At 71.9% G+C, this 23074-nt stretch carries 24 protein-coding genes; 13 read left to right on the plus strand and 11 right to left on the minus strand.

All coding sequences use genetic code 11. The annotated features are described in order from the left end of the window. Positions 1 to 131 precede the first annotated feature (131 nt). Entirely contained in the window at positions 132 to 1916 is a 1785-nt protein-coding gene (gcl, locus tag ACLZN2_RS12170) for a glyoxylate carboligase (RefSeq protein WP_416978410.1), read from the plus strand. 178 nt (positions 1917 to 2094) lie between these two features. On the opposite strand, the gene ACLZN2_RS12175 is transcribed toward gcl, so the two are convergent. From ACLZN2_RS12175 to ACLZN2_RS12185, 3 genes are all read right to left on the minus strand, one after another. After that, positions 2095 to 2340 (minus strand): hypothetical protein, encoded by a 246-nt coding sequence (locus ACLZN2_RS12175; RefSeq protein ID WP_416978411.1) that lies wholly within the window; start codon positions 2338 to 2340, stop codon positions 2095 to 2097. 70 nt (positions 2341 to 2410) lie between these two features. Further along, entirely contained in the window at positions 2411 to 3307 is an 897-nt protein-coding gene (locus ACLZN2_RS12180; RefSeq protein WP_416978412.1) for a 2-hydroxy-3-oxopropionate reductase, read from the minus strand. A gap of 51 nt (positions 3308 to 3358) precedes the next feature. After that, positions 3359 to 4198 carry a TIM barrel protein gene (locus ACLZN2_RS12185; protein ID WP_416978413.1) on the minus strand — a complete coding sequence of 280 codons (840 nt, stop codon included), beginning with the start codon at positions 4196 to 4198 and terminating at the stop codon, positions 3359 to 3361. Positions 4199 to 4389: 191 nt separating this feature from the next. Between ACLZN2_RS12185 and ACLZN2_RS12190 the strand changes: the two genes are divergently transcribed. The 6 genes from ACLZN2_RS12190 (at position 4390) to ACLZN2_RS12215 (ending at position 8352) form a co-directional block, all read left to right on the plus strand. Further along, positions 4390 to 4656: a hypothetical protein gene (locus tag ACLZN2_RS12190; RefSeq protein WP_416978414.1), complete on the plus strand. Its 267-nt coding sequence runs from the start codon at positions 4390 to 4392 to the stop codon at positions 4654 to 4656. Further along, positions 4653 to 5021: a helix-turn-helix domain-containing protein gene (locus ACLZN2_RS12195; RefSeq protein WP_416978415.1), complete on the plus strand. Its 369-nt coding sequence runs from the start codon at positions 4653 to 4655 to the stop codon at positions 5019 to 5021. Before ACLZN2_RS12190 ends, ACLZN2_RS12195 begins: the two co-directional genes overlap by 4 nt. Positions 5022 to 5110: 89 nt before the next feature. Beyond that, positions 5111 to 5641, plus strand: a complete 531-nt coding sequence (uraD, locus tag ACLZN2_RS12200) for a 2-oxo-4-hydroxy-4-carboxy-5-ureidoimidazoline decarboxylase (protein ID WP_416978416.1) — start codon at positions 5111 to 5113, stop codon at positions 5639 to 5641. Then, on the plus strand, positions 5638 to 6051 hold the full coding sequence (gene uraH / locus ACLZN2_RS12205) for a hydroxyisourate hydrolase (protein WP_416978417.1): 414 nt from the start codon (positions 5638 to 5640) through the stop codon (positions 6049 to 6051). The genes uraD and uraH overlap by 4 nt, the downstream gene beginning before the upstream one ends. Before the next feature lie 5 nt (positions 6052 to 6056). Beyond that, a complete protein-coding gene (pucL, locus tag ACLZN2_RS12210) occupies positions 6057 to 6953 on the plus strand; it encodes a factor-independent urate hydroxylase (RefSeq protein ID WP_416978418.1) in 897 nt (298 codons plus the stop codon). A gap of 10 nt (positions 6954 to 6963) precedes the next feature. Beyond that, positions 6964 to 8352: an 8-oxoguanine deaminase gene (locus ACLZN2_RS12215; RefSeq protein WP_416978419.1), complete on the plus strand. Its 1389-nt coding sequence runs from the start codon at positions 6964 to 6966 to the stop codon at positions 8350 to 8352. On the opposite strand, the gene ACLZN2_RS12220 is transcribed toward ACLZN2_RS12215, so the two are convergent. The 5 genes from ACLZN2_RS12220 to ACLZN2_RS12240 form a co-directional block, all read right to left on the minus strand. Then, complete coding sequence (locus tag ACLZN2_RS12220) at positions 8337 to 9152, minus strand: chitosanase (protein WP_416978420.1); 816 nt, start codon at positions 9150 to 9152, stop codon at positions 8337 to 8339. The genes ACLZN2_RS12215 and ACLZN2_RS12220 overlap by 16 nt on opposite strands. 127 nt (positions 9153 to 9279) lie before the next feature. Next, positions 9280 to 9702: an acyl-CoA thioesterase gene (locus ACLZN2_RS12225; RefSeq protein ID WP_416978421.1), complete on the minus strand. Its 423-nt coding sequence runs from the start codon at positions 9700 to 9702 to the stop codon at positions 9280 to 9282. A 60-nt stretch (positions 9703 to 9762) separates the two neighbouring features. Beyond that, the gene (locus tag ACLZN2_RS12230) at positions 9763 to 10413 is read right to left on the minus strand and encodes a hypothetical protein (RefSeq protein WP_416978422.1); all 651 of its coding nucleotides are present in this window, start codon (positions 10411 to 10413) and stop codon (positions 9763 to 9765) included. Positions 10414 to 10461: 48 nt separating this feature from the next. Continuing rightward, a complete protein-coding gene (locus ACLZN2_RS12235) occupies positions 10462 to 11025 on the minus strand; it encodes a histidine phosphatase family protein (RefSeq protein WP_416978451.1) in 564 nt (187 codons plus the stop codon). A gap of 27 nt (positions 11026 to 11052) precedes the next feature. After that, entirely contained in the window at positions 11053 to 12261 is a 1209-nt protein-coding gene (locus ACLZN2_RS12240) for a pyridoxal phosphate-dependent aminotransferase (RefSeq protein ID WP_416978423.1), read from the minus strand. An 87-nt stretch (positions 12262 to 12348) separates the two neighbouring features. On the opposite strand from ACLZN2_RS12240, the gene ACLZN2_RS12245 reads away from it, so the two are divergent. Further along, entirely contained in the window at positions 12349 to 13005 is a 657-nt protein-coding gene (locus tag ACLZN2_RS12245) for a winged helix-turn-helix transcriptional regulator (protein WP_416978424.1), read from the plus strand. Positions 13006 to 13065: 60 nt separating this feature from the next. Here the strand turns inward: ACLZN2_RS12245 and ACLZN2_RS12250 are convergent, their stop codons facing one another. From ACLZN2_RS12250 to ACLZN2_RS12260, 3 genes are all read right to left on the minus strand, one after another. Further along, entirely contained in the window at positions 13066 to 13917 is an 852-nt protein-coding gene (locus ACLZN2_RS12250) for a hypothetical protein (protein ID WP_416978425.1), read from the minus strand. Continuing rightward, complete coding sequence (locus ACLZN2_RS12255) at positions 13917 to 15179, minus strand: VWA domain-containing protein (RefSeq protein ID WP_416978426.1); 1263 nt, start codon at positions 15177 to 15179, stop codon at positions 13917 to 13919. The genes ACLZN2_RS12250 and ACLZN2_RS12255 overlap by 1 nt, the downstream gene beginning before the upstream one ends. A gap of 91 nt (positions 15180 to 15270) precedes the next feature. Further along, the gene (locus ACLZN2_RS12260) at positions 15271 to 16779 is read right to left on the minus strand and encodes an IucA/IucC family protein (protein ID WP_416978427.1); all 1509 of its coding nucleotides are present in this window, start codon (positions 16777 to 16779) and stop codon (positions 15271 to 15273) included. 95 nt (positions 16780 to 16874) lie between these two features. Here ACLZN2_RS12260 and ACLZN2_RS12265 point away from each other — a divergent pair, with 95 nt between their 5' ends. The 5 genes from ACLZN2_RS12265 (at position 16875) to dpgC (ending at position 23005) form a co-directional block, all read left to right on the plus strand. Further along, positions 16875 to 18395: an IucA/IucC family protein gene (locus tag ACLZN2_RS12265; RefSeq protein WP_416978452.1), complete on the plus strand. Its 1521-nt coding sequence runs from the start codon at positions 16875 to 16877 to the stop codon at positions 18393 to 18395. A 363-nt stretch (positions 18396 to 18758) separates the two neighbouring features. Then, positions 18759 to 19868: an alpha-hydroxy acid oxidase gene (locus ACLZN2_RS12270; protein WP_416978428.1), complete on the plus strand. Its 1110-nt coding sequence runs from the start codon at positions 18759 to 18761 to the stop codon at positions 19866 to 19868. A 115-nt stretch (positions 19869 to 19983) separates the two neighbouring features. Then, entirely contained in the window at positions 19984 to 21108 is a 1125-nt protein-coding gene (dpgA, locus tag ACLZN2_RS12275; protein ID WP_416978453.1) for a 3,5-dihydroxyphenylacetyl-CoA synthase DpgA, read from the plus strand. Between the two features lie 5 nt (positions 21109 to 21113). After that, the gene (gene dpgB / locus ACLZN2_RS12280; protein ID WP_416978429.1) at positions 21114 to 21758 is read left to right on the plus strand and encodes an enoyl-CoA-hydratase DpgB; all 645 of its coding nucleotides are present in this window, start codon (positions 21114 to 21116) and stop codon (positions 21756 to 21758) included. Continuing rightward, positions 21755 to 23005 (plus strand): (3,5-dihydroxyphenyl)acetyl-CoA 1,2-dioxygenase DpgC, encoded by a 1251-nt coding sequence (gene dpgC, locus ACLZN2_RS12285; protein ID WP_416978430.1) that lies wholly within the window; start codon positions 21755 to 21757, stop codon positions 23003 to 23005. The genes dpgB and dpgC overlap by 4 nt, the downstream gene beginning before the upstream one ends. The last annotated feature ends 69 nt before the right edge of the window (positions 23006 to 23074 follow it).

Raw genomic sequence — 23074 nt, forward strand, 5'->3', positions numbered from 1 at the left:
TCCGTCTCTTGACGACCTTTGCCCACCCCCTTACATTGCTTCCAGATAGTAGAAAATACTTTCCATATTGCGGAAGTTCTCGCGGCGGGCGCAACGAGAGAGCGATTCCCACAGGCGAAGAGGAGCACTCGATGGCTCGAATGACCGCTGCCCGCGCGGCAGTCGAAGTCCTCAGGCGCGAGGGCGTCACCGCCGCGTTCGGTGTCCCCGGCGCGGCGATCAACCCGTTCTACGCGGCGCTCAAGGCCTGCGGCGGCATCGACCACACCCTCGCCCGCCATGTCGAGGGCGCCTCACACATGGCCGAGGGCTACACCCGCACCCACCCGGGCAACATCGGCGTCTGCGTCGGCACTTCGGGGCCGGCCGGCACCGACATGATCACCGGGCTCTACTCCGCGACCGGCGACTCGATCCCGATCCTGTGCATCACGGGCCAGGCCCCGACCGCCGTGATCCACAAGGAGGACTTCCAGGCCGTCGACATCGCCTCGATCGCCCGGCCCGTGACCAAGATGGCCGTCACCGTCATGGAGGCGGCCCAGGTCCCCGGCGTCTTCCAGCAGGCCTTCCATCTGATGCGCTCCGGCCGCCCCGGCCCCGTCCTGATCGACCTGCCCGTCGACGTCCAGCTGACGGAGATCGAGTTCGACCCGGACACGTACGAGCCACTGCCCGTCCACCGGCCGGCCGCGACCCGCGCCCAGATCGACAAGGCGCTCGGCATGCTCAACGCCGCCGAGCGCCCGCTGATCGTCGCGGGCGGCGGGATCATCGGCGCCGACGCCTGCGAACTCCTCGTGGAGTTCGCCGAGCTCACCGGCACCCCGGTCGTGCCGACCCTGATGGGCTGGGGCGCGATCCCCGACGGCCACGAGCTGAACGCCGGCATGGTCGGCCTGCAGACCTCGCACCGCTACGGCAACGCGACCTTCCTGGAGTCCGACTTCGTCCTCGGCATCGGCAACCGCTGGGCCAACCGCCACACCGGCCGGCTCGACGTCTACACGCGGGGCCGCACCTTCGTCCACGTCGACATCGACCCCACCCAGATCGGCCGGATCTTCGCCCCCGACTACGGCATCCCCTCCGACGCCGGGGCGGCCCTCGCCCTGTTCGTCGAGGCGGCCAGGGAACTGAAGGCGGCGGGCAGGCTCCCCGACCGGTCCGCCTGGGCGGCGGCGGCGCAGGAGAAGCGGGCCACCCTCCAGCGCCGTACGCACTTCGACGACGTCCCGATCAAACCGCAGCGCGTCTACGAGGAGATGAACAAGGCCTTCGGCCCCGAGACCCGGTACGTCACCACCATCGGCCTCTCCCAGATCGCCGGCGCCCAGCTGCTGCAGGTCCACCGGCCGCGTCACTGGATCAACTGCGGCCAGGCGGGCCCGCTCGGCTGGACCATCCCGGCGGCCCTCGGCGTCGCCAAGGCCGACCCGGACGCCCAGGTCGTCGCCCTCTCCGGCGACTACGACTTCCAGTTCATGATCGAGGAGCTGGCGGTCGGCGCACAGCACCGGATCCCGTACATCCATGTCCTCGTGAACAACGCCTACCTGGGCCTGATCCGCCAGGCCCAGCGGGCCTTCGACATCGACTTCCAGGTCAGTCTGGAGTTCGAGAACCTCAACGCGCCGGAGCTGGGCGTGTACGGCGTCGACCATGTGAAGGTCGCCGAGGGCCTCGGCTGCAGGGCGATCCGGGTGACCGACCCGGGTGAGCTGGGCGCGGCCTTCGAGCGGGCCCGCAAGCTCGCCGCCGAGTTCCGGGTGCCGGTCGTCGTCGAGGCGATCCTGGAGCGCGTCACCAACATCGCGATGAGCGTCACCAACGACATCGGCGCGGTCGTGGAGTTCGAGGAACCCGCCACCGAACCGGGCCACGCCCCGACCTCGGTCAGGCCGCTGAAGGCCTGACCCCGCAGCGCGTGAGGGGCGGCCGCTCAGCGGCCGCCCCTCACGGCATCCCCCGTTCCACGAAGCCCGCCACCCCCGTGCCGGCGGGCCTCGTGTGACCACAATGTGCCCGCACCCGGGCCCGGTTGAAGCCTGCCGATCCATGTTCAGAGGTTGATTTGAGGTTTGCCCATACCGTCTATGCCGGATGCTGCGGGTGGTGCTCCGACAGCCCCGGCCAGTCGTCCGGCCCGCCGCCCTGCCACTCGATGAAGTCGCTCTCCTCGAGATCGGTCACATACAGGTCGGCCAGGCGCAGGATCTCGCTGACGTCGTCCGCGTGCGTGGCGATCCCCAGCGTCTCGTCGCCCTCGGTCACCCGCCGGGATCCGTCGAGGGCCGGCGGATGCACCACGACATGCGGATGCTCCGTTGGATGTGCCATGCCTTCAGCCTCCTGCGGGCGGGGCGGTTCCGCACGCGGAGAACTCGGGCGCGCCGGAGGGGCGCGGGTGTCAGACCCGGGCGCCGGAGAGGCGCTCCACGGCCCGCAGCAGCGCCGAGTGGTCCAGGCCGCCGTCGCCCTGGGCGCGCAGTGAGGCCACGAGCTGGGCCACCACGGCACCGGCCGGCAGGGCCGCGCCGACGGCACGGGCCGCGTCGGTGACGATCCCCATGTCCTTGTGGTGCAGGTCGATACGGAAGCCCGGCCCGAAGTCGCGCCGCAGGAAGTTCTCCTTCTTCCGGGTCAGGACCGTCGAGCCGGCGAGGCCGCCGTTCAGCACGTCCAGCGCGGCCTCGAGGTCCACGCCCGACTTCTCCAGGAAGACCACGGCCTCGGCGCACGCCTGGATGTTCACGGCGACGATCAGCTGGTTGGCGGCCTTCACGGTCTGCCCGCTGCCGTGAGGTCCGCACCGTACGACGGTCCTGCCGAGCGCTTCGAAGAGCGGCCTCGCGGCGTCGAAGTCGGCCTGCTCACCGCCGACCATGATGGACAGCACGGCCTCGATCGCCCCGGCCTCACCGCCGGACACCGGCGCGTCCAGGACCCGGACGCCCTTCTCCCGCGCCGCCCCCGCCAGGCCGACGGAGGTCTGCGGGGTGATCGAGGACATGTCGATGAGCAGGGCACCAGGGCGGGCGTTCTCGAGGATGCCGTCCGGGCCGTAGGCGACGGCCTCGACCTGCGGGGAGGCCGGCACCATCGTGATGATCACGTCGGCGTCGCGCACCGCCTCGGCGATCGAACCGGCGGCCCTGCCTCCGGCGGCGGCCAGCCGGTCCAGCTTGTCCTGCTCCAGCGTGAATCCGGTGACGTCGTAACCCGCCTTGACCAGGTTCTCGGACATGGGGGAGCCCATGATGCCGAGGCCGATCCAGGCGACCTTGGGGAGGGGTGCGTTGCTCATGGCGGGAGCCTCTCGGTACGGGGGGCAGCGGGCGGCGCGGGCCTGGCGGGCCTAACGGGTCTCGCGGGCTTCACGAGGGAGCCAGCCGAAGGCCTCGGCGCTCGGCCGGTCGCCGGGCTTGTACTCCAGGCCGATCCAGCCGTCGTATCCGGCCTTCGCCAGCCGGTCGAGGAGGTCCGCCAGCGGCAGCGAGCCCGTGCCGGGCGCCCCGCGGCCGGGGTTGTCGGCGATCTGGACGTGGCCGGTGCGCGCCGCGTGGGTGTCGATCACCCGCGGCAGGTCCTCGTCGTTCATCGACAGGTGGTACAGGTCCATCAGGAACTTCGCGTTGCCGAGGCCCGTCGCCGCGTTCACCCGGTCGGCGACCTCGACCGCGGCCTCGGCGCTCACCAGCGGATACCGGGGCGACTCGGGCCGGTTCAGGGCCTCGATCAGCAGGGTCGCGCCGATCCGGTCGGCGGCCCGGGCGGCGAGCGCGAGGTTCTCCAGGGCGAGCGCGTCCTGCGCGGCCGGGTCGACGCCGTCCACGCGGTTGCCGTAGAGCGCGTTGAGCGCCGTACAGCCGAGGGAACCGGCGAAGCCGGCGGCCACCTCGACGTTGGCGCGGAAGCGTTCCGACTCCTCACCGGGCAGCGACAGGACGCCGCGGTCCGGGCCCGGGAGTCGTCCGGCGTAGAAGTTCAGGCCGGTCAGCCGGACGCCCGCGGCCTCGATCGCGCCCTTCAGCGCGTCGAGCTCGGACCGCGCGGGCGTGGGGGAGTCGACCCAGGGCCACCACAGCTCGACCGCGGTGAAGCCGGCCGCGGCGGCGGCAGCGGGGCGCTCCAGGAGCGGGAGTTCCGTGAAGAGGATCGACAGGTTGACGGTGAAGCGCCGGTCTTCGATTCCCATGGGGTGCCGCGCTCCCTTCGGTGTCGGTGAGCCGCAGTTCGGGCGATTCCGCGTTAATTCCGTATGGTGGAAGTTATTTTCTGCTTATTGGAAGGCTGGCGCTCGGGTTGTGGCTTGTCAAGGGTGTGCGTCTGCCCGGTCCGTTAAGGTCGGGGTCCTGGTGAGGCCGGTCGGAGAGGTGTGGGGGCGCGATGCGACTGAAAGTGGAGTTCACCACCGAGCCCTTCGACCTGGACGAGGCGCCGGCGCACGCGCTGGTCGCCCGCGAGGTGATCGAGGCCGCCGACCTGGACGCGGTCGACGTCGGGCCGTTCGGCAACGCCGCGGAGGGCGGCACCGACGCGGTGCTCGCCGCCGTGGACGCCCTGCTGCGCCGCTCGCTCGGCGCGGGCGCCACCCGGATCACCCTCCAGGTCAACGTCATCTCCGAGGCCGCCCGTGAGGGGGAGGGCGCATGACCGCCACCGGTGACGACGCCTTCATCGGGGCCGTGAAACCCCTGGTCGACGCTATGGGTGGCGAGATGGTCCCGCCCGACGAGGCCGGCCCCGACGACGTGGTCCTCGCCTGGGAGGGCGTCGACGTCGTCGCCGTACGCCTGCCCCAGCTCGCCGACTCCCTGGACCACATCCTGGCCGCCATGGAGCGCAAGAAGGGCAAGCCCCTCGCCGACCTGGACCGCAAGGCCAAGCAGGAGGTCGTCCGGATACTCGAGGCGCGCGGCGCCTTCTCCGTACGGCACGGTGTGGAGACGGTCGCGAGCGCGCTCGGCGTCAGCCGCTTCACGGTCTACAACTACCTGAACCGGGAGAAAGGGGCCTGAAGCGCGGCCCTGTCGGAGTCGGGACCCCGTAACCGGGAATTTTCAACAAAGTGTTGACGCGGGGTCACGGGGAGGCGTTAGCTGGCCCCGTGACTTCGACTTCGACGCCCCCGGGCCTGGCCCGGTTCAACGAGCTGGAGGAGCACGCGGCGGCTGCCGTCCTCCATGAGGCGTGCGCGTCCGCCGCCTGGGGGCGGCGCCTGGTCGCCGGCCGCCCCTACGCCGCCGCCGACGACCTGTACGCCGCGAGCGACGCCGCCATGGCGGAGCTGACCGAGGCGGACCTGGCCGAGGCGATGGCCGGGCATCCGCCGATCGGCCGACCCAGGCCGGGGGATCCGACCTCGGCCCGCGAGCAGCGCGGTATGGCCGGGGCGTCCGAGGACCTCAGGGCGGAGATGCTCGAACTCAACCTGGCCTACCAGGAGAGGTTCGGCCATGTGTTCCTGATCTGCGCCACCGGCCGGACCGGCGCGGAGATGCGCGACGCCGCCCGGGAACGCCTCGGCAACACGCCGGAGCGCGAACGCGAGATCGTCCGCACCGAGCTGGGCAGGATCAACCTCATCCGGCTGGCCCGGCTCGTCGCCCCCGTGGAAGAGGACCGATCCCGACCATGAGCACCGCCACCACCGCCTCCGTGTCCACCCACATCCTGGACACCTCCGTCGGCCGCCCCGCCCGGGGCGTCGCCGTCGCACTGTCCGCACGCGGCGGCCGCGACGCCGAGTGGCGGGTACTCGGCGGCTCCGCGACCGACGCGGACGGCCGGTGCAAGGACCTCCCGGCCCTGCCGGAGGGAACCACCCGGGTACGGCTCGACTTCGCCGTCGAGCCGTACTTCGAGAACCAGCGAGACGTCGAGAACCAGCGAGCCGAGGCGCAGCAGGACGCCCCCGCGAATCGGGACAGCGGTGCCCCGGTGTTCTTCCCGGAGGTGACGGTCACGTTCGCCGTCGTACCGGGCGAGCACTACCACGTACCGCTGCTGCTCAACCCGTTCGGCTACTCCGTATACCGAGGGAGCTAGCTACCATGCCCACCTTTCTGGGACAGAACCAGTACGGCAAGGCCGAGAACCGAGTCGTCAGGATCACGCGGGACGGAGCCACCCACCACATCAAGGACCTGAACGTGTCGGTGTCGCTGTCCGGCGACATGGACGAGGTCCACTACTCGGGCTCCAACGCCAGCGTCCTGCCGACCGACACCACCAAGAACACGGTGTACGCGTTCGCCAAGGAGCACGGCATCGACTCCGCTGAGCAGTTCGGCATCCATCTCGCCCGGCACTTCGTCACCAGCCAGGACACCATCCACCGGGCCCGCGTCCGCATCGAGGAGTACGCCTGGGAGCGCATCGAGCACTCCGGGGAGGGCGACCACTCCTTCGTCCGCGCGGGCCAGGAGACCCGTCTCACCCAGATCACGTACGACGGCACCTCCTGGGAGGTCGTCTCCGGCCTCAAGGGTCTGACCGTCATGAACTCGACCGACTCGGAGTTCTGGGGCTACGTCAAGGACAAGTACACGACGCTCCCCGAGGCGTACGACCGTGTCCTCGCCACCGACGTCTCGGCCCGCTGGCGCTTCCACTGGAGCGACGACGCCGAGGACGCGCCCGACTGGGAGGAGTCGTACGCCGAGGTGAAGGGGCATCTGCTGCGGGCCTTCGCCGAGACGTACTCCCGCTCGCTCCAGCAGACCCTCTACGCGATGGGCGCGCGGATCATCGACCACCGTGACGAGATCGACGAGATCCGCTTCTCCCTCCCCAACAAGCACCACTTCCTGGTCGACCTGGCGCCGTTCGGGCTCAAGAACGACAACGAGGTGTTCTTCGCCGCCGACCGCCCGTACGGCCTGATCGAGGCCACCGTCCTCAGGGACGGCTGCGAGGCGAAGATCCCGGCGGACCTCACCAACCTCTGAAGGACGGACCATGGCAGCAGCCCTCCAGCGCGTCGTCATCGAGAACTGCTCGATCGCCACCGTCGACGCCGACGACACCGAGTACGAGGCCGGACATGTAGTCCTGGCCGGCAACCGCATCGAGACGGTCGGCCCGGGCCGGGCCCCCGAGGGCCTCCAGAACGTCGTACGCCGGATCGACGCCACCGGCCATCTGGCCACCCCCGGCCTGGTCAACACCCACCACCACTTCTACCAGTGGATCACCCGGGGCCTGGCCACCGACCACAACCTGTTCGACTGGCTGGTCGCGCTGTACCCGACCTGGGCGCGCATCGACGAGCCGATGGTCCGCGCGGCGGCCCGGGGGTCGCTGGCGATGATGGCCCGGGGCGGGGTCACCACCGCCATGGACCACCACTACGTCTTCCCCGAGGGCTCCGGCGACCTCTCCGGCGCGATCATCGGCGCCGCCCGTGACATGGGCGTCCGCTTCACCCTGGCCCGTGGCTCGATGGACCGCAGCGAGAAGGACGGCGGCCTGCCCCCGGACTTCGCCGTCGAGACCCTCGACGGGGCCCTCGCCGCCACCGAGGCGACGGTCAAGGAGCACCACGACGGCTCCTTCGACGCGATGACCCAGGTCGCCGTGGCGCCCTGCTCGCCCTTCTCCGTCTCCACCGAACTCCTCCGTCAGGGAGCCGAGTTGGCCCGTCGGCTCGGGGTGCGGCTGCACACCCACGGCTCGGAGACGGTCGAGGAGGAGAAGTTCTGCCACGAGCTGTTCGGTATGGGCCCGACCGACTACTTCGAGTCCACCGGCTGGCTCGGCGAGGACGTGTGGATGGCGCACTGCGTCCACATGAACGACTCCGACATCGAGGCCTTCGCGCGGACGAGGACGGGTGTCGCCCACTGTCCGTCGTCCAACGCCCGGCTGGCCGCCGGTATCGCCCGCGTTCCCGACATGCTGGCGGCCGGTGTCCCGGTCGGCCTCGGCGTCGACGGCACGGCGTCCAACGAGTCCGGCGAACTCCACACCGAACTGCGCAACGCCCTGCTCGTCAACCGCCTCGGCGCCCACCGCGAGGCCGCCCTGAACGCCCGTCAGGCACTGCGCCTCGGCACCTACGGCGGCGCCCAAGTGCTGGGCCGGGCACGGGAGATCGGCTCCCTGGAGCCGGGCAAGCTCGCCGACCTGGTGCTGTGGCGCCTCGACACCCTCGCCCACGCCTCCATCGCCGACCCGGTCGCCGCGCTGGTCCTGGGCGCGGCGGCCCCGGTGACCGCCTCGTTCGTGAACGGCCGGCAGATCGTCGAGAACGGCCGGCTGCTCACCGCCGACGAGGACACGATCGCCCGCGCGACCCGCGAGGAGGCCCGGCGGCTGGCGCGGATCGCCGCTCAGTCGATCTCGTAACTGTCGCCGTACACCTTCCACTTGAGCGGCGGTTCCAGGTCGAGGTTCCCGTTCTTCAGGAACACCCGCTGGGCGGTCTCGACCCGGGACACGTCACTGTGCGCCGGCTCCTGCTTCATCGCCCACACCCGGGCGTCGAGGAAGGCGTGCAGGTACGTCGTCTCGTCGCCGCCGTCCGTCGGGGTGTCCGCGTGGGCGCGGGCCCGCTCGCGGATGCCGCCGAAGCTCAGGGCGTCGGTGCCCGGGCCGTGCATGACGAGGGCGTCGTAGTAGACGAACTGGCCGAGGGTGCCGACGCCGTCCTTCTTGCCCCGGGCGACCGCCGGGTCGAAGTAGACGCGGTCCCGTTCGTCGCGCTGGGCCTTGCGGAAACCGGCCGTCTTCGCCGCCTTGCGCCAGGCGGCCGGGAAGCCCGGGTCGAGACCCTCGTGCGAGTCGGTGCCGTTCACCGCGCGCAGCGCCGGCAGATACGCGGCCAGGGCGTTGTCCGGGTGCCGATCGGTGTACAGCTCGACGAGGGCCAGCATGTCGCTCGTACCGGAGCAGAAGCCGATGATGCCGCCGGTGTAGCCGCGGCCGTCGCCGATGTCCTCGATGTACTTGTACTGCGCCTTCCAGTTCAGTGACGAGTTCTCCGCACTGGACACCAGCCGCATCGCGATGTCCTTCTTCTCCGGATCGGCGAGTCCGGTCGCGGTGGCGGCCTCGGCCGAGGGCCACTGCGTGGCGAGCGCTGCGGCACCGAGGGCGGCGAGCAGGGTGCGACGGGCGGCTCGTGCGTGCGGAAAGGGCAACGTCATCTCCCAAGTCAGGTGCTGTCAAAGGCAGTTGAGCCTGCCGCAGGATCTTGGGAATGGCGTGGGACGCAGATGGGACGGTGCTGTGAGTGGGACACGACAAGCGGTCGGTTCGCGTCCCGGCATGACGTCACAGCCCGAACAGGCCCGGGTCGCTCGCCAGTTCCTTGAAGTAGCCCTGCGGGTTCGCCACCATGCGTCGCTCCTTGAGGTCCAGCAGCCCTCCCACCGCGGTGAGTTCGGCCGCCACCGTACCGTCGGTCCGGGTGATGGTCTGCCGGATCCGGAACGTCTTGCCGCCGCTCCACTCGAAGGCGCAGGAGACGTCGATCTCGTCGCCCGCGAGGAGTTCGCGCCGGTAGCGGATGGTCGTCTCCAGGGCGACCGGTCCCACCCCCTGACCGGTCAGCCCGCTCTGGCTGATGCCCGCGGCCTGCAGCAGCGACCAGCGGGCGTGCTCCGCGTAGTTGATGTACACGCTCTGGTTGACGTGACCCATGACGTCCGTCTCGTACCCGCGGACGGTTAAGCGGACGGAAAACGGCTCGCTCACGGTGTTCTTCCCCTTGTCGACGAGAGATCGGTGCGCCGGGCCTCGATCTTGGCATGTCCCTCACACTCGGCGTGGGGAAGCCAGCAGATAGCGCGCCCGGGTCCGGGGATCGGTGTGCTCGCCGACCTGCCAGCCCGCCTTCTCCAGTGTCGCCGCACAGGCTCTCAGCGTCGCGTCGTCCGGCCCGCGCACGGCGACGGCCTCCGGCTGGGGGGTGGCCCGCACACGGTATCCGCCGGTGTCCGGCCCGGCGGGGCGGTGTCCCGCGGCCTCCAGGGCGAGGGACGCGGCCCGGACCAGATGGGTGCGCTCCCAGCCGCAGGGCCGCTCCACCGACCCGTCCGGATTCGTCATCCGGCGCAGCTCCAGCAGGCCCTGCCAGGCGCTGTGCACCTCACGCGCACGTGCCGGGCCGTCCGCGCCGGTGTCCGCCTCGCCACCGGCCCGCGCCGCGAACACCCCGGTGCCGGTCTCCGCCTTCGGAGCCTCGGGAGCCTCGGGAGCGGGCGCGGACCCGGCCTGCGTCCCCGACTCCCGTATGCGATGGCCCGCAGGGGTCAGGAAGTGGTCGTGCGGCGGCCGCGGATGCCGGAAGGCGAGCCCCCGCCCGACCAGCGCCGCGAGCTGCGCCTCCGTACCCCTGAGCCGGCCCGTGACGGGTTCGGCGGCCTCGATCACCCGCCGTTGCGCGGCGGTCGGCGGTCGGGTCACGGCGTGCCCCCTTTCGCGTCCTGCCCTCCAGCGGGGCCCACTCGAAGGCTACGACCCGGGTCTGACATTCCAGGCGGCGACCACCGGCCGCCCGTGCTCCGTGCCCAGCCGGCCCAGCGTGCCCGGGGATATGACACAGGCTCTGAGCCGGAACAGCGCCCCGGCCGAGGGTGCCAGTCCGAGATAGCGGGCGGTCAGCACCCGCAGGAAGTGCCCGTGCGCCACCAGCGCCACCTCCCCGTCGGCGGCTGCCCCCCGCACCCTCGCGAGCACCCGGTCGGCCCGCTCGCCGACCTCCTCGGGCGTCTCCCCGGGGTGCTCGGGCGGACCCGGCGCCACCCCGTCGTCGAACAGGAACCAGCCGGGCCGGGTCCGCTGGATCTCGGCCGTCGTGACGCCCTCGTACCCGCCGTAATCCCTCCCCCAGAGGGGGTACCCCCAGGGCGCGCCGACCCGCAGCGACCCGATCAGCGCGGTCAGCCGCCGGGCCTCGTCCCGCCCGTGCTTGGTCAGCGGAACGTCCGTCCAGCCCGTGTGCCGCCCGGACCGCGACCACTCGGTTTCACCGTGCCGACGAGGATGAGATCGTCCACGTCTGTCAGGGTACGACAGTGATCGACACCGTACGACCGCTGCGCCCTACTGCCGATAGCCGCTCAGGAACCGTCCGATCCTGCCGATCGCCGTCTCCAGGTCCTCCGCGTGCGGGAGGGTGAGGATACGGAAGTGGTCGGGCGTGGGCCAGTTGAAGCCCGTGCCCTGGACCACCTGGATCTTCTCCTGCAGCAGCAGATCCAGGATGAACTTCTCGTCGTCGTGGATCGGATGGACCCTGGGGTCGATGCGCGGGAACGCGTACAGCGCGCCCTTCGGCTTCACACAGGACACGCCCGGGATCTCGTTGAGCCTCTCCCAGGCCACGTTCCGCTGCTCGTGCAGCCGGCCGCCCGGAGTGGTGAGGTCGCGGATGGACTGCCGGCCGCCGAGCGCGGCCTGGATGGCGTACTGGGCGGGCGCGTTGGCGCACAGCCGCATGGAGGCCAGCATGGTCAGGCCCTCCAGGTAGTCGCGCGCGTGCTGCCTGGGGCCAGTCACGACCAGCCAGCCCGAGCGGAAGCCCGCCACCCGGTACGTCTTCGAGAGCCCGCAGAAGGTCAGTACGACCAGGTCCGGGGCGAGCGCGGCGGCCGAGTGGTGTACGGCGTCGTCGTACAGGATCTGGTCGTAGATCTCGTCGGCGAACACCATCAGACCGTGCCGGCGGGCCAGGTCGAGGATGCCCTCGACGATCTCCCGGGGGTAGACCGCGCCGGTGGGGTTGTTGGGGTTGATGATGACCACGGCCTTGGTGCGGTCCGTGATCTTCGACGCCATGTCGTCCAGGTCGGGGTACCAGTCGGCCTGCTCGTCGCACAGGTAGTGGACCGCCTTGCCGCCCGCGAGGGTGGTCACGGCCGTCCACAGGGGGAAGTCGGGGGCGGGGATGAGGATCTCGTCGCCGTCCTCGACCAGCGCCTGTACGGCCATCGCGATCAGCTCGGAGATCCCGTTGCCGAGGAAGACGTCGTCGACGCCGACCTCCAGGCCCAGGGTCTGGTAGCGCTGGGCCACGGCCCGGCGGGCGGAGAGGATGCCGCGCGAGTCGGTGTAGCCGTGCGCCTTCGGCAGCATCCGGATCATGTCCTGGAGGATCTCCTCCGGCGCCTCGAAACCGAAGAGCGCGGGGTTGCCGGTGTTCAGGCGGAGCACGCTGTGGCCCGCCTCCTCCAGTGCGTTGGCGTGCTCGACCACCGGGCCGCGGATCTCGTAACAGACCTCGCTGAGCTTGTTCGACTGCCGGAACTCCATGCTCGCTCGCCCCTCCGGTTTCGTGTGTTGCTTGGTTTTACCAAGTTCCAGCTTGGAAAGTCCAACGACATGTCTAGACTGCGTCGCATGTCACCTCGTCGAAGCTACGACCAGTACTGCTCCGCCGCCCGGGCGCTCGACGTCGTCGGGGACCGCTGGACCCTGCTGATCGTCAGGGAGCTGCTCGCGGGCCCGCGCCGGTACACGGACCTGCACGCCGACCTGCCGGGCGTCAGCACGGACGTGCTCGCCGGCCGGCTGAGGGACATGGAACGGGACGGCCTGACCACCCGCCGCCGACTGCCCCCGCCGGGCGCGGCCTACGTCTACGAACTCACCGAACGGGGACGGGAGTTGCTGCCTGTGCTGCAGGCGCTGGGCCGCTGGGGCGAGGGCGAACTCGGCGAGCGCCGCCCCACCGACGCCGTCCGCGCCCACTGGTTCGCGCTGCCCCTGCTGCGGGCACTGCAGGGCGAGGACTTCCCCGACGTCCGGCAGGGCGAGGGGAGCCTCCTCGAAGTCCGCCTGGACGAAGGGGACTTCCACCTGTACGTCGGCGCGCAGGACGGGCCGGTCCACGGCGACGGACCCGCCCCCCGGGAGCCCGACGCCCGGCTCGTCCTGGACGCCGGGACCTGCGCGGCCGTGGCCCGGGGGGAGTTGGGGATGCTGGACGCGGTGCGCGCCGGGCGGATCGAGGTCGGCGGGGAGGGGACGCTCGCGAAGGCGTTGCGGGAGGGCTGAGGCACGCCGAAGGCCCACCACCGGGCGGTGATGGGCCTTCTGAGTGGGCGTCAGGAGAGGTCAGGCGCCCGGTGGGACCTGCTGGGGCCGCCCCGAGCCGCGGGTCAGCGTGTAGCCGCCGATGCCGGCCAGCGCGGCCAGCACCGCGCCGATCGCGGTCCACACCCAGCGGTCGGACCACCAGCCGGAGGCCCAGCCGTCGTCCGGCTCGATGCTCGACAGCACCGCCGTCGCCGACGAGTCGTCCTCGTCCTCCGCCGTGGACGTGACCGCGATGCCCGGGACGAGCGGCTTCGCCAGCGAGCCGTCCACGGCCGCCGCACCGCCGATGTCCTTGGAGTCGACGTGCAGTCCGGCGCTCACCGGCTGGCCCAGGTCGGCCGTGTTCAGACCGACGGCCGTCAGCCGGATGTAGTACGTGCCCGGCAGCGGGTCGTTCGCCCACGGCTCCGCCCAGGCGCGGACCGTGCGCAGCACGCACGCCAGTTCCACCCTGGCGGCGTCCTGGGCGGCGGTGCGGGTCTGGGCGCCGTACTGGCAGGCCTGACGGCGCCGCAGACCGTCGTACACGTCGATCTGCCAGGTCTGGGCGAGGTGCGACTCCGGCAGCTTCACCTCCGCCTTCACGGTGGGACGTTGGCCCGAGTCCGCCGGGAACGACCAGTACAGGTAGTCACCCGTGGAGGCGCTCGCGGTGGCCGTCTGCCCCTGCTCGACCTCCGTCGCCGTACGGAAGGAGGTGCCCGCCGAGGTCGGCCCGGCACCGTCCCCGGAGGGGCTCGCGGAGGGCGAGGAGTCCGCGGCGGCCGGTCCGGCCGCCAGGCCCAGCGCCAGCAGCGCGCCACCCAGCACGCGTGTGGTCCGCAGGAATGTGGTCCGCAGCAGTGCGGTCCGCAGCAGTGTGATCCGCATCAGTTGGTCCTCCAGACCGCGACACGCCAGCGCGACAGCCAGCCCCAGATCAGACCCGCGAGGAAGCCGACCAGCACCAGCAGGCCGAGCAGCCACCAGCCGCGCCCGAGACCGAAGGAGGCCACGTCGCTCGCCTGCGACGGGCCGTCGACCACGTCCACGGTCAGCTCCACCGGCATACCGGGCGTGGTCTTCACCCCGGAGCCGGCCGAGAACGAGTTCGTGACCTGCAGACAGACCGTCTCGGCCGCCGCGTCCTCGTCGTCGCTGTCCGCCTTCGGATAGCGCAGACCGGTCGAGACGACATCGGTACGGCCGTTGCCCGCCGCCTCACCGCGCACGATCTCCCGGCCGTGCACGGTGACCGCCCGCAGCAGCACCCCGTAGTCCGGGTTCATCGCCCGGTCCGACGCCACGCTCACCGACGCCCGCAGCTCCTGGCCCGGCTCGACGTCCACCCGGTACCAGCGCTCCTGGCCGAACTCCTCACGGTCGGTGTACAGACCCGACTTGAGCGTGGGTGCCTTGGAGCAGGAGTCCGCGCCCTCCGTGGCGACCGGCGTCACCACCGGGTCGGCCGCCCGGTCCACCAACTGGTTGACCTTGTCGGTGAGTTCGTCGGTGTGCTCCACCGAGGTGTAGGTGCCGCCGGTGGCCTCGGCGATACAGCTGAGCTGCTGCCGCATCTTCGTGTTGGGCACCAGGCCGAGGGTGTCGATGGTCAGACCGATGCCCTTGGCCGCGATCTCCCGCGCCACCTCGCACGGGTCGAGCGGCGCGCAGGTGTCCTCGCCGTCGCTGATCAGCACGATCCGCTTCGAGCCGGTGCCGCCGTCGAGGTCGTCGGCCGCCTTCAGCAGCGCGGGGCCGATCGGCGTCCAGCCGGTGGGGGACAGGGTCGCCACCGCCGCCTTGGCCTCGGTACGGTCCACCTGACCGACCGGGTAGAGCTGCGCGGTGTCCTTGCAGCCCGTCTTCTGGTCGTCTCCCGGGTAGTTCGCGCCGAGGGTGCGGATGCCGAGGAGGACGGTCTCCGGGGTCGCGTCCAGCACCTCGTTGAACGCCTGCTTGGCCGCGGCCATACGCGTCCCGCCGTCGATGTCCTTCGCCCGCATCGAACCGCTCACGTCGAGGACCAGGTCGACCTTGGGCGCGAGGGCGGTGGTCTCGTCGGCGACCGCCCCGGCCGGGAACGCGAGCCCGGCCGTGAGCGCGGCGAGCAGGGCGCAGACGCCCGCCGCCAGCCGTTGTGTTCTGATCATCGGCGGATCTTATTGATCAGGGGTGTCCCGCCACAAAACGGGGTCGACAACAGTGCGTGAACGACGCCCGCCGCGACCACCGCGGACATGTTCAGTTCACTTGTGACACCAGCGGGTTGGGCAGTTCGGCCCACTGGTCCCCGCTCGACCCCGGCGACAGCCGCATCAGCGTCAGCGCCTTCGCCGGCAGCGGCCGCTCGCACAGCGCCGCCAGATCGGGGGTGCGCGGCAGATCCCGTACGGCGGTGTCGAGCGCCGCCCGCAGTGCCGCGGCGCTGCCCGCCGTCGCCGCCAGCGAGCCCGCCACCAGCGAGCCGAACAGCTTGCGCCGCAGGGCCGTCTCCTCGTCCGTGAGGATCCGCGCGGGCAGGCCGTCGGGCAGCGCGACGCCGTGCCGGGCCAGCCGGGTGGGGCCGACGCGGATGTCGGCGAGATCGCGGTAGACCAGCCGCAGCGGGGCGCCCGACGCCGACAGCACGACCAGGAGGTTCTGGCCGTGCGCCTCCAGCGCCACCCCCGACTCCAGCAGCCGCAGCCCGACGGTGAGCGCGAGACGCGCGAACTCCGCCGTCCAGCCGGGGGATCCGGGCAGACCGGTCGTGGCGAGGGCGGCCACCGGGACGACCCGCTCGCCCGGTCCCGCGTACACCGCCGGTGACTCCCGCAGCACGGCGGCGAGTTCGGGGGAGTCGGGGGTGGCCGCGCCCAGCGTGCGCGTGACGTGCAGCAGACCGTCCGTGCGGGCGGCGAGGGTCTCCGCGAACGCCGACAGGGCCGCCGAGGCGGCGACCGACCCGACCGAGATGTCCCGCACCGAGGACGTCAGCCGGGCGCTCAGCGAGGTCTTCACATGCGGCCCGCACGGCAGCGCCAGCGTGCGCAGCGACATCAGCGGACGCGCCGGCAACTCCCGCTCACAGGACCGCTTGAGCACATGCGCCGCCTGCCACGGATGCACCGGGATCAACAGCCGCTCCCCGTCCCGCAGTTCGTCCGGCCACACTCCCGACACCAGGCACTCCCCGGCCGGCACCGGCACCAGCCCCAGCCGCACCACCGGCCGGTGCTCCGGGCCGTACGCCAACTGCTCCGCCACCGAGAAACCGGGCCGGGAGCGGCAGTTGGGGTGAAAGGGATGGCCGTCGACGACCCGCTGCTCCCACTCCCAGTCGTGCGTCGGCCAGTCCCGCGAGACGGGTTCCCGCGCGGCACGCGAGAGCGCCAACGACGCCGCGCTGTGCCCGAGTTCGGCCGCGAAACCACCGCCGTGCGGCACCCTCAGCGCCGTCATCAGCCGCGCGGGATCGTCGTACGCCACCCCGCCCAGCCGTACCTCGGTCACATACGCGGCGGTCGCGTACGGGTCGGCGCGCGGGCCGCTCAGCAGTCGGCCGTCCGCCAGCCGCAGCGTGAGGTGGTCGCGGCCGGGCTCGCGGCCGGTGACCCAGGGCAGCGGCTCATGGGCGAGGGCCCGCCACAGCCGGGTCAGCACGGCCGACCGGGCGCCGGGCAGCGCGGCGGCGTACCGGGGAGCGAGGTCCGGGCGCAGCCCGGAGAGTTCGGCGGCCACCTCGGCCTCGGCGGTGGGAGGTCGGTCCACGGGTGGGCTCCTCGGGGTGCGGGTACGTGAGTCATGGAGGGGCCGCGACGACAGCGATACTGATCGTCTCCGCCCAGAAGAACCGTAGGGAACGAGTGGAACGCGTGGACCTCATCCCCCCGCCCGCCGAGGCCGCCGTGGACGACGGCACGGCCGACGCCCGCGCCATGGCGCCGCTGCTCAACTGCCTCCTGCGGGAGGTGGCCGAGCCGCTGCCAGAGCCCGCGGGGCCGGACGGCAGACGGGTGTACCGGCTGCCCGGCACCGGCCGGCTGCTGCGGGTGCGCGGCACCCGCCGCCCCGCCGGGCCCGAGCTGCGCACGGCGGACACCTGGCGGCCGCTCGGCCACTCCGAGCTGGTCAAACTGGTCGCCGACGAGCTGCGCCGCCACACCGGCCTCTCCAACCACGAGCTGCCCATCGAGATGACCGACAGCCGGGACGCGGTCGCCGCGCTGCTCGCCGCACGCGCGTGTGCCACCCCGCCCACCGGCGGCTATCTGCGCTCCGAGCAGTCCCTCGTCACCGGCCACCCCCACCACCCCGCCCCCAAGGCGCGCGGCGGTGGCCCGGTCGCCGGCTGGCTGCCGTACGCCCCGGAGGCGTACGCCCGCTTCCCCCTGGCGCTGCTCGCCGTGCGCGAGGACCTGGTCGTCGAGGAGGGCGACACCTCCGCGCTCGACACGCTCGGCGAGGCCCCGCCCGGCTACCGGCTGCTGCCCGCCCACCCCTGGCAGCTCGACCTGACGGGCCCGGAGCTGGCCCCGGCCTTCGCCGACGGCCGCCTCCTGCGGCTCGCCGCCACCTCCTTCGAGGTCTGGCCGACAGCCGCCGTGCGCACCCTGTACGCGCCCGAGCGGGACCTGTTCCTGAAGTTCAGCCTGGACGTGCGCATCACCAACGACGTCCGCCGGCTGTGGCGCCACGACCTGCTGAAGCTGCGCCGCACCGACGCGGCCGTCACCCGGGCCTTCGCCGCGCAGGGCGGCCCGGCGGCCTGGTTGAGCGACCGCGGCTACCGGACGGCGTCCTTCGCCTTCGAGGAACTGGCCGTCCTGGTCCGCGACGGCCTGCACGGCCCTGTCCTGCCCGGCGCCACCCCGCTGCTCGCCGCGGGCCTCACGGAGGGTTTCGCGGGCAGCCCGCTCGACGCCGCGACGGACCCGGCGGCCTGGTGGGAGGCGTATCTGAGGGCCGTCGTGCCGCCCGCGCTCACGGTCTTCGCCGAGCACGGCGTCGTCCTCGAGGCCCATCTGCAGAACACGCTGGTCGCCGTCGACGAGGACGGCATGCCGGTGCAGGCGCTGTTCCGGGACGCCGAGGGCGTCAAGCTCCTGACGGACGTGGAGCGGGCCGCCGGCTGGGAACGGCTCGTGTACTGCCTCGTCGTCAACCACCTCGTCGAGATCGCCGCCGCCCTCACCGAGCACCACCCCGGCCTCGACCCCTGGCCGGCCGTCCGCCGCGAGCTGGCCCGCCACGACCTGCCCGAGGCACACGCCCTGCTCAGCGCGCCCACCCTGCCCGGCAAGACGAACCTGCTGCTGCGCTGGACCGGCGCGGACGGCGCCGACGCCCGCTATCTGCCGCTGCCGAACCCGCTGGCCCGTACCTGAGGTGGAGCGGTCGGGGCGGCGCTCGACAACGGCAGGCGGGCACTGGTAGACATGGCCCTCCATACCCTCGACGGGGTCGGCGTTCTTTCACAGGTAATCCCCAACTCCCGTCGGGGCGTTTCGCGTTCCCGAAATCCCCGTTGCCGAAATTCTCCCGTTGCCGTTCAACTGAAGTCGGGCTGCAGTTGAACACCCTTTTCTCCCGCACCGTCTTCTCTCTGCTTCTCTCCTGCCTTGGCAGGCCATTACGCCGGAAAACGGCGTCGAATTGATGCCGACTCGTCCATTCGACGAGTTCCCTTGCTCCACAGGTAGTTGGCGCTTGAAAATGGCCCGACGGCGTCCGTGCCCGGGGAGGGGCTCATGCGGCTTTCGCTCGGCGACTACGCTCGGCTGGCACGGGAACGACTGGACCGGCCTGTCTGGGACTTCTTCGAAGGCGGCGCCGGCCAGGAGCGCACACTGCTGGCGAACACGACGGCCTTCGACCGGACATGGCTGCGCCCCTCGGTGCTGAGCGGCGTCACCAAGCCGGAACTCCGGACCAGGATCCTCGGCCGTACGTGGGGGGTCCCGCTGGCCGTCGCCCCCATGGGCTACCAGACCCTGGCGCACCCCGAGGGCGAACTGGCCACGGTGCGGGCGGCGGGGAAGCGCGGTGTCCCGGTCGTCGTCAGCATGTTCGCCGGCCGCGGCATCGAGGACCTGGCAGCGGCGGCCGAGGCACCGCTGTGGCTGCAGGTCTACTGCCTGCGGGACCGTGCGACGATCCGCCGGCTCGTGGAGCGCGCCGAACGTGCCCGGTTCGAGGCGATCGTGTTCACCGTCGACACCCCCCACCTGGGCCGGAGGCTGCGCGACCTGCGCAACGGGTTCCGGTTGCCACCGGATGTCGGGCCTGCCAACCTGCGGGGGGACGGCTTCGACGACCCGGCCGGCCACGCCCTGACCCAGTTCGACCCGGCGCAGAACTGGGACGTGGTGGACTGGCTGCGTTCGATCACGCGGCTGCCCATCGTGCTGAAGGGGATCCTCACCGGAGCGGACTCGGCGCGCGCGGTCTCCGCGGGGGCCGACGCGGTCATCGTCTCCAACCACGGAGGACGCCAACTCGACGGCGCGCCTGCGTCCTTGGAAGCGCTGCCGGAAGTCGTCGCCGCGGCGGGAGGCGCGTGCACGGTCCTGCTCGACGGCGGTGTGCGCCGGGGAGCCGACGTCCTGGCGGCGCGGGCGATGGGCGCGGACGCCGTCCTGCTCGGCCGCCCCGTGCTGTACGGACTCGCGGTGGACGGCGAAGACGGTGTCGCGCGGGTGCTCGACCTGCTGATCGAAGAGCTCACCGACGCGATGACACTCACCGGCACCGCTTCCGTGGCCGCGGTACCGCCGGAACTGGTACGGCCCGAACCGGTACGCCCCGCACGCCCCCGAGGGACCTCGCCCGAGCCCGAGGACGCCGTGCCCACCGACTGATCCTTCACCACCGAGGCGGAAAGAGGAGACACGTGAGGCCCGAGTGGAGCGTCAAACGCATCATCCGCAGTAAGCGACGCATGTGGGGGTGGACCTTCCGGTGACCATCGACACCATGCGGCCAGGACTGCTGCCGGCACCGGTCCGGGCGGAGTCCGCCACGACCCTCCGGGCCAGAATCGTCGGCGTGGGCACGGCGGTTCCGCCGCTGTCGTACACGCAGCAGGAGGTGCTGGACGTCTTCGGCATCACCGATCCCAAGGCACGGGGAGTGTTCCTCAACAGCGCGATCGAGCGGCGGCACCTGGTGCTGCCCCCCATGGGCGCAGACGGTCGCCCCGTCAGCGAGCCGCAGGGAGACCTGCTCGACAAGCACAGGACCCACGCCGTGGAGTCGGGCATCCGCGCACTGGAGGCATGCCTGAAGCGGGCCGGCGCGAGCCTGTCCGACCTGCGGCACCTGTGCTGTGTCACCTCGACCGGATTCCTCACACCGGGCCTGAGCGCGCTGATCATGCGTGAGCTGGGCATCGACCGGCACTGCAGCCGCGCCGACATCGTCGGGATGGGCTGCAACGCCGGTCTCAACGCCCTGAACCTGGTCTCCGGCTGGGCGGTGGCCAATCCAGGAGACCTGGGTGTCGTACTGTGCTCCGAAGCCTGCTCGGCCGCCTACGCCATGGACACCACGATGCGGACCGCCGTGGTGAACAGCCTCTTCGGCGACGGGGCCGCGGCGGTGGCCGTGGTCGCCGACGACAACGCGCCCGGCGCGTCCCCGGGCCGCCCCGGCGGCGAGGGCCCACGCATCCTGCGGTTCGCCAGCTGCATCATCCCCGAAGCCGTGGACGCCATGCGCTACGACTGGGACCGCGACCTCGACAGGTTCAGCTTCTACCTCCATCCGCAGATCCCGTACGTCGTCGGCGCGCACGCCGAGACCGTCGTCGACCGTCTGCTGGCGGGGACCGGTCTGCTCCGCGGTGACATCGGCCACTGGCTGGTGCACTCGGGCGGCAAGAAGGTCATCGACGCGATCGTCGTCAACCTCGGACTGAGCCGCCACGACGTACGGCACACCACCGGGGTCCTGCGTGACTACGGCAACGTCTCCAGCGGATCGTTCCTGTTCTCCTACGAGCGACTGCTGAACGAGCGGGTGACCACCCGGGGCGATTACGGGGTCCTCATGACCATGGGACCCGGCTCCACGCTGGAGACGGCGCTGGTCCAATGGTGAGCGCCGTGAGCTTCGGCCTGGAGATCGACGGATCCGGGCACCTGACACCGTCCCTGGTCCGCGCGGTCGAAACCGCCTGCGCCGAGGCCGAGCGCGGTGGCTTCCTCGCCGTGTCGGTCACCGCCGCGCCGGACGACGCGCTTACCTACGCCGATGTCGCCCTGGTCGGCAAGTGGGAACGGGCGCTGCGACGCCTCGAACAGACGCCCGCGACAACGGTCTCGGTCGCCTCCGGCGTGGTCGGCGGGACCGCGCTCGACCTGCTCCTCGCCACGGACTACCGCATCGCGACCCCCGACACGCGGCTGGAGGTCTGCCCGAGCGGTGCCACCACATGGCCCGGCATGGCGCTGTACCGGCTCGTCCAGCAGGCCGGCATCGCACCGATCCGGCGGACGGTCCTGCTCGGGCACCCGCTGACGGCGGCGAAGGCCATGGCGCTGGGCCTGCTCGACGAGATCGCCGACACGCCGGCCGCCGCGCTGGCCGCCGCGGCCGCCGCCGCCGGACCGCGCTCCGGCCGCGAGCTGGCGATCAGACGGCAGCTCATGCGCGACGCCGCGACGACCAGCTTCGAGGAGGCGCTCGGCGCCCACCTGGCGGCGTGCGACCGGATGCTCCGCCAGGCTTCTTCGGGGGCGGGCCGGTGACGACGGAGGCGTCCGACGGGCTGGAGACGCACCTGTGCCGCGACCTGACCCGGATCGCCGACGCGGTGGCCCGCACCGGGGAGCCGACGGCGGACCGGGTCAGGCGACTGCGGGTCGCGTTCATGGACCGGCACGCCGACGACATCTACGACCGGCTCACCGACGGGCGGTCGGCGCGCCCGAGGCTCGCGGAACTGGTGGCCGCGGCGGCCGACGCCTTCCCCGCCCTGGTGCCGCCCGCGGGCCCCGCCGAGTCACGGGCCGACAAGGCCGGCCGGGAGATCGACCAGGGCATCTTCCTGCGCGGCGTGCTGCGCTCTCCGGCCGCCGGCGGGCATCTGCTGACGTCGATGCTCCAGCCGACCGAGCGCGCGCTGCGGCTGCTCCCGGCGTTCCGCAGGACCGGAGTCCTCCAGACCACGTCGGTCCGGCTGGAGCGCCGCGACGGCGTGGCCCATCTGACCATGTGCCGGGACGACTGTCTGAACGCCGAGGACAACCTCCAGGTCGACGACATGGAGACGGCCGTCGACCTGGCCCTGCTCGATCCCGCCGTGCAGGTCGGTGTGGTGCGCGGCGGGACGATGACCCACCCCCGCTACCGGGGCCGGCGCGTCTTCAGCGCCGGCATCAATCTCAAGGCCCTGCACGCCGGGGAGATCTCCCTCGTCGACTTCCTGCTGCGGCGTGAACTCGGCTACATCAGCAAGCTCGTCCGAGGGGTCCTCGTCGAGCGCGACGACGCCTGGCGGTCGGCGACGGTCGAGAAGCCGTGGGTCGCCGCCGTCGACACGTTCGCCATCGGCGGCGGCTGCCAGCTGCTGCTGGTGTTCGACCATGTGATCGCCGGTGCGGACGCCTACGTCAGCCTGCCCGCCGCTCAGGAGGGGATCATCCCGGGCGTGTCCAACCTGAGGCTCGGCCAGGTCGCCGGACCGCGCCTGGCCCGCCAGGTCATCCTCGGCGGACGGCGGATCCGGGCCACGGAACCGGACGCCCGCCTGTTGATCGACGAGGTCGTGGAGCCCGACGTGGTCGACGCGGCCGTCGGGCGGGCCGCCGACGCGCTGCGCGCCCCGGCGGTGGTGCCGAACCGCAGCATGCTGAACCTCGCGGAAGAACCACTCGAGGCGTTCCGCGCCTACGTCGCCGAGTTCGCCCTGCAACAGGCCCTGCGGCTGCACGCCGAGGACGTGGGCGACAAAGCCGCCCGGTTCAGCGGGGCAGCGCCCGTGCCCACTTCATGAGCCCCCTGCGAACGAGGCGATCACGCCGCTCACCGGACGGCGGCCGGACGCGGACAGGGCCGATCGGGC

Source organism: Streptomyces sp. T028 (assembly GCF_048159505.1).
Taxonomy (GTDB): domain Bacteria; phylum Actinomycetota; class Actinomycetes; order Streptomycetales; family Streptomycetaceae; genus Streptomyces.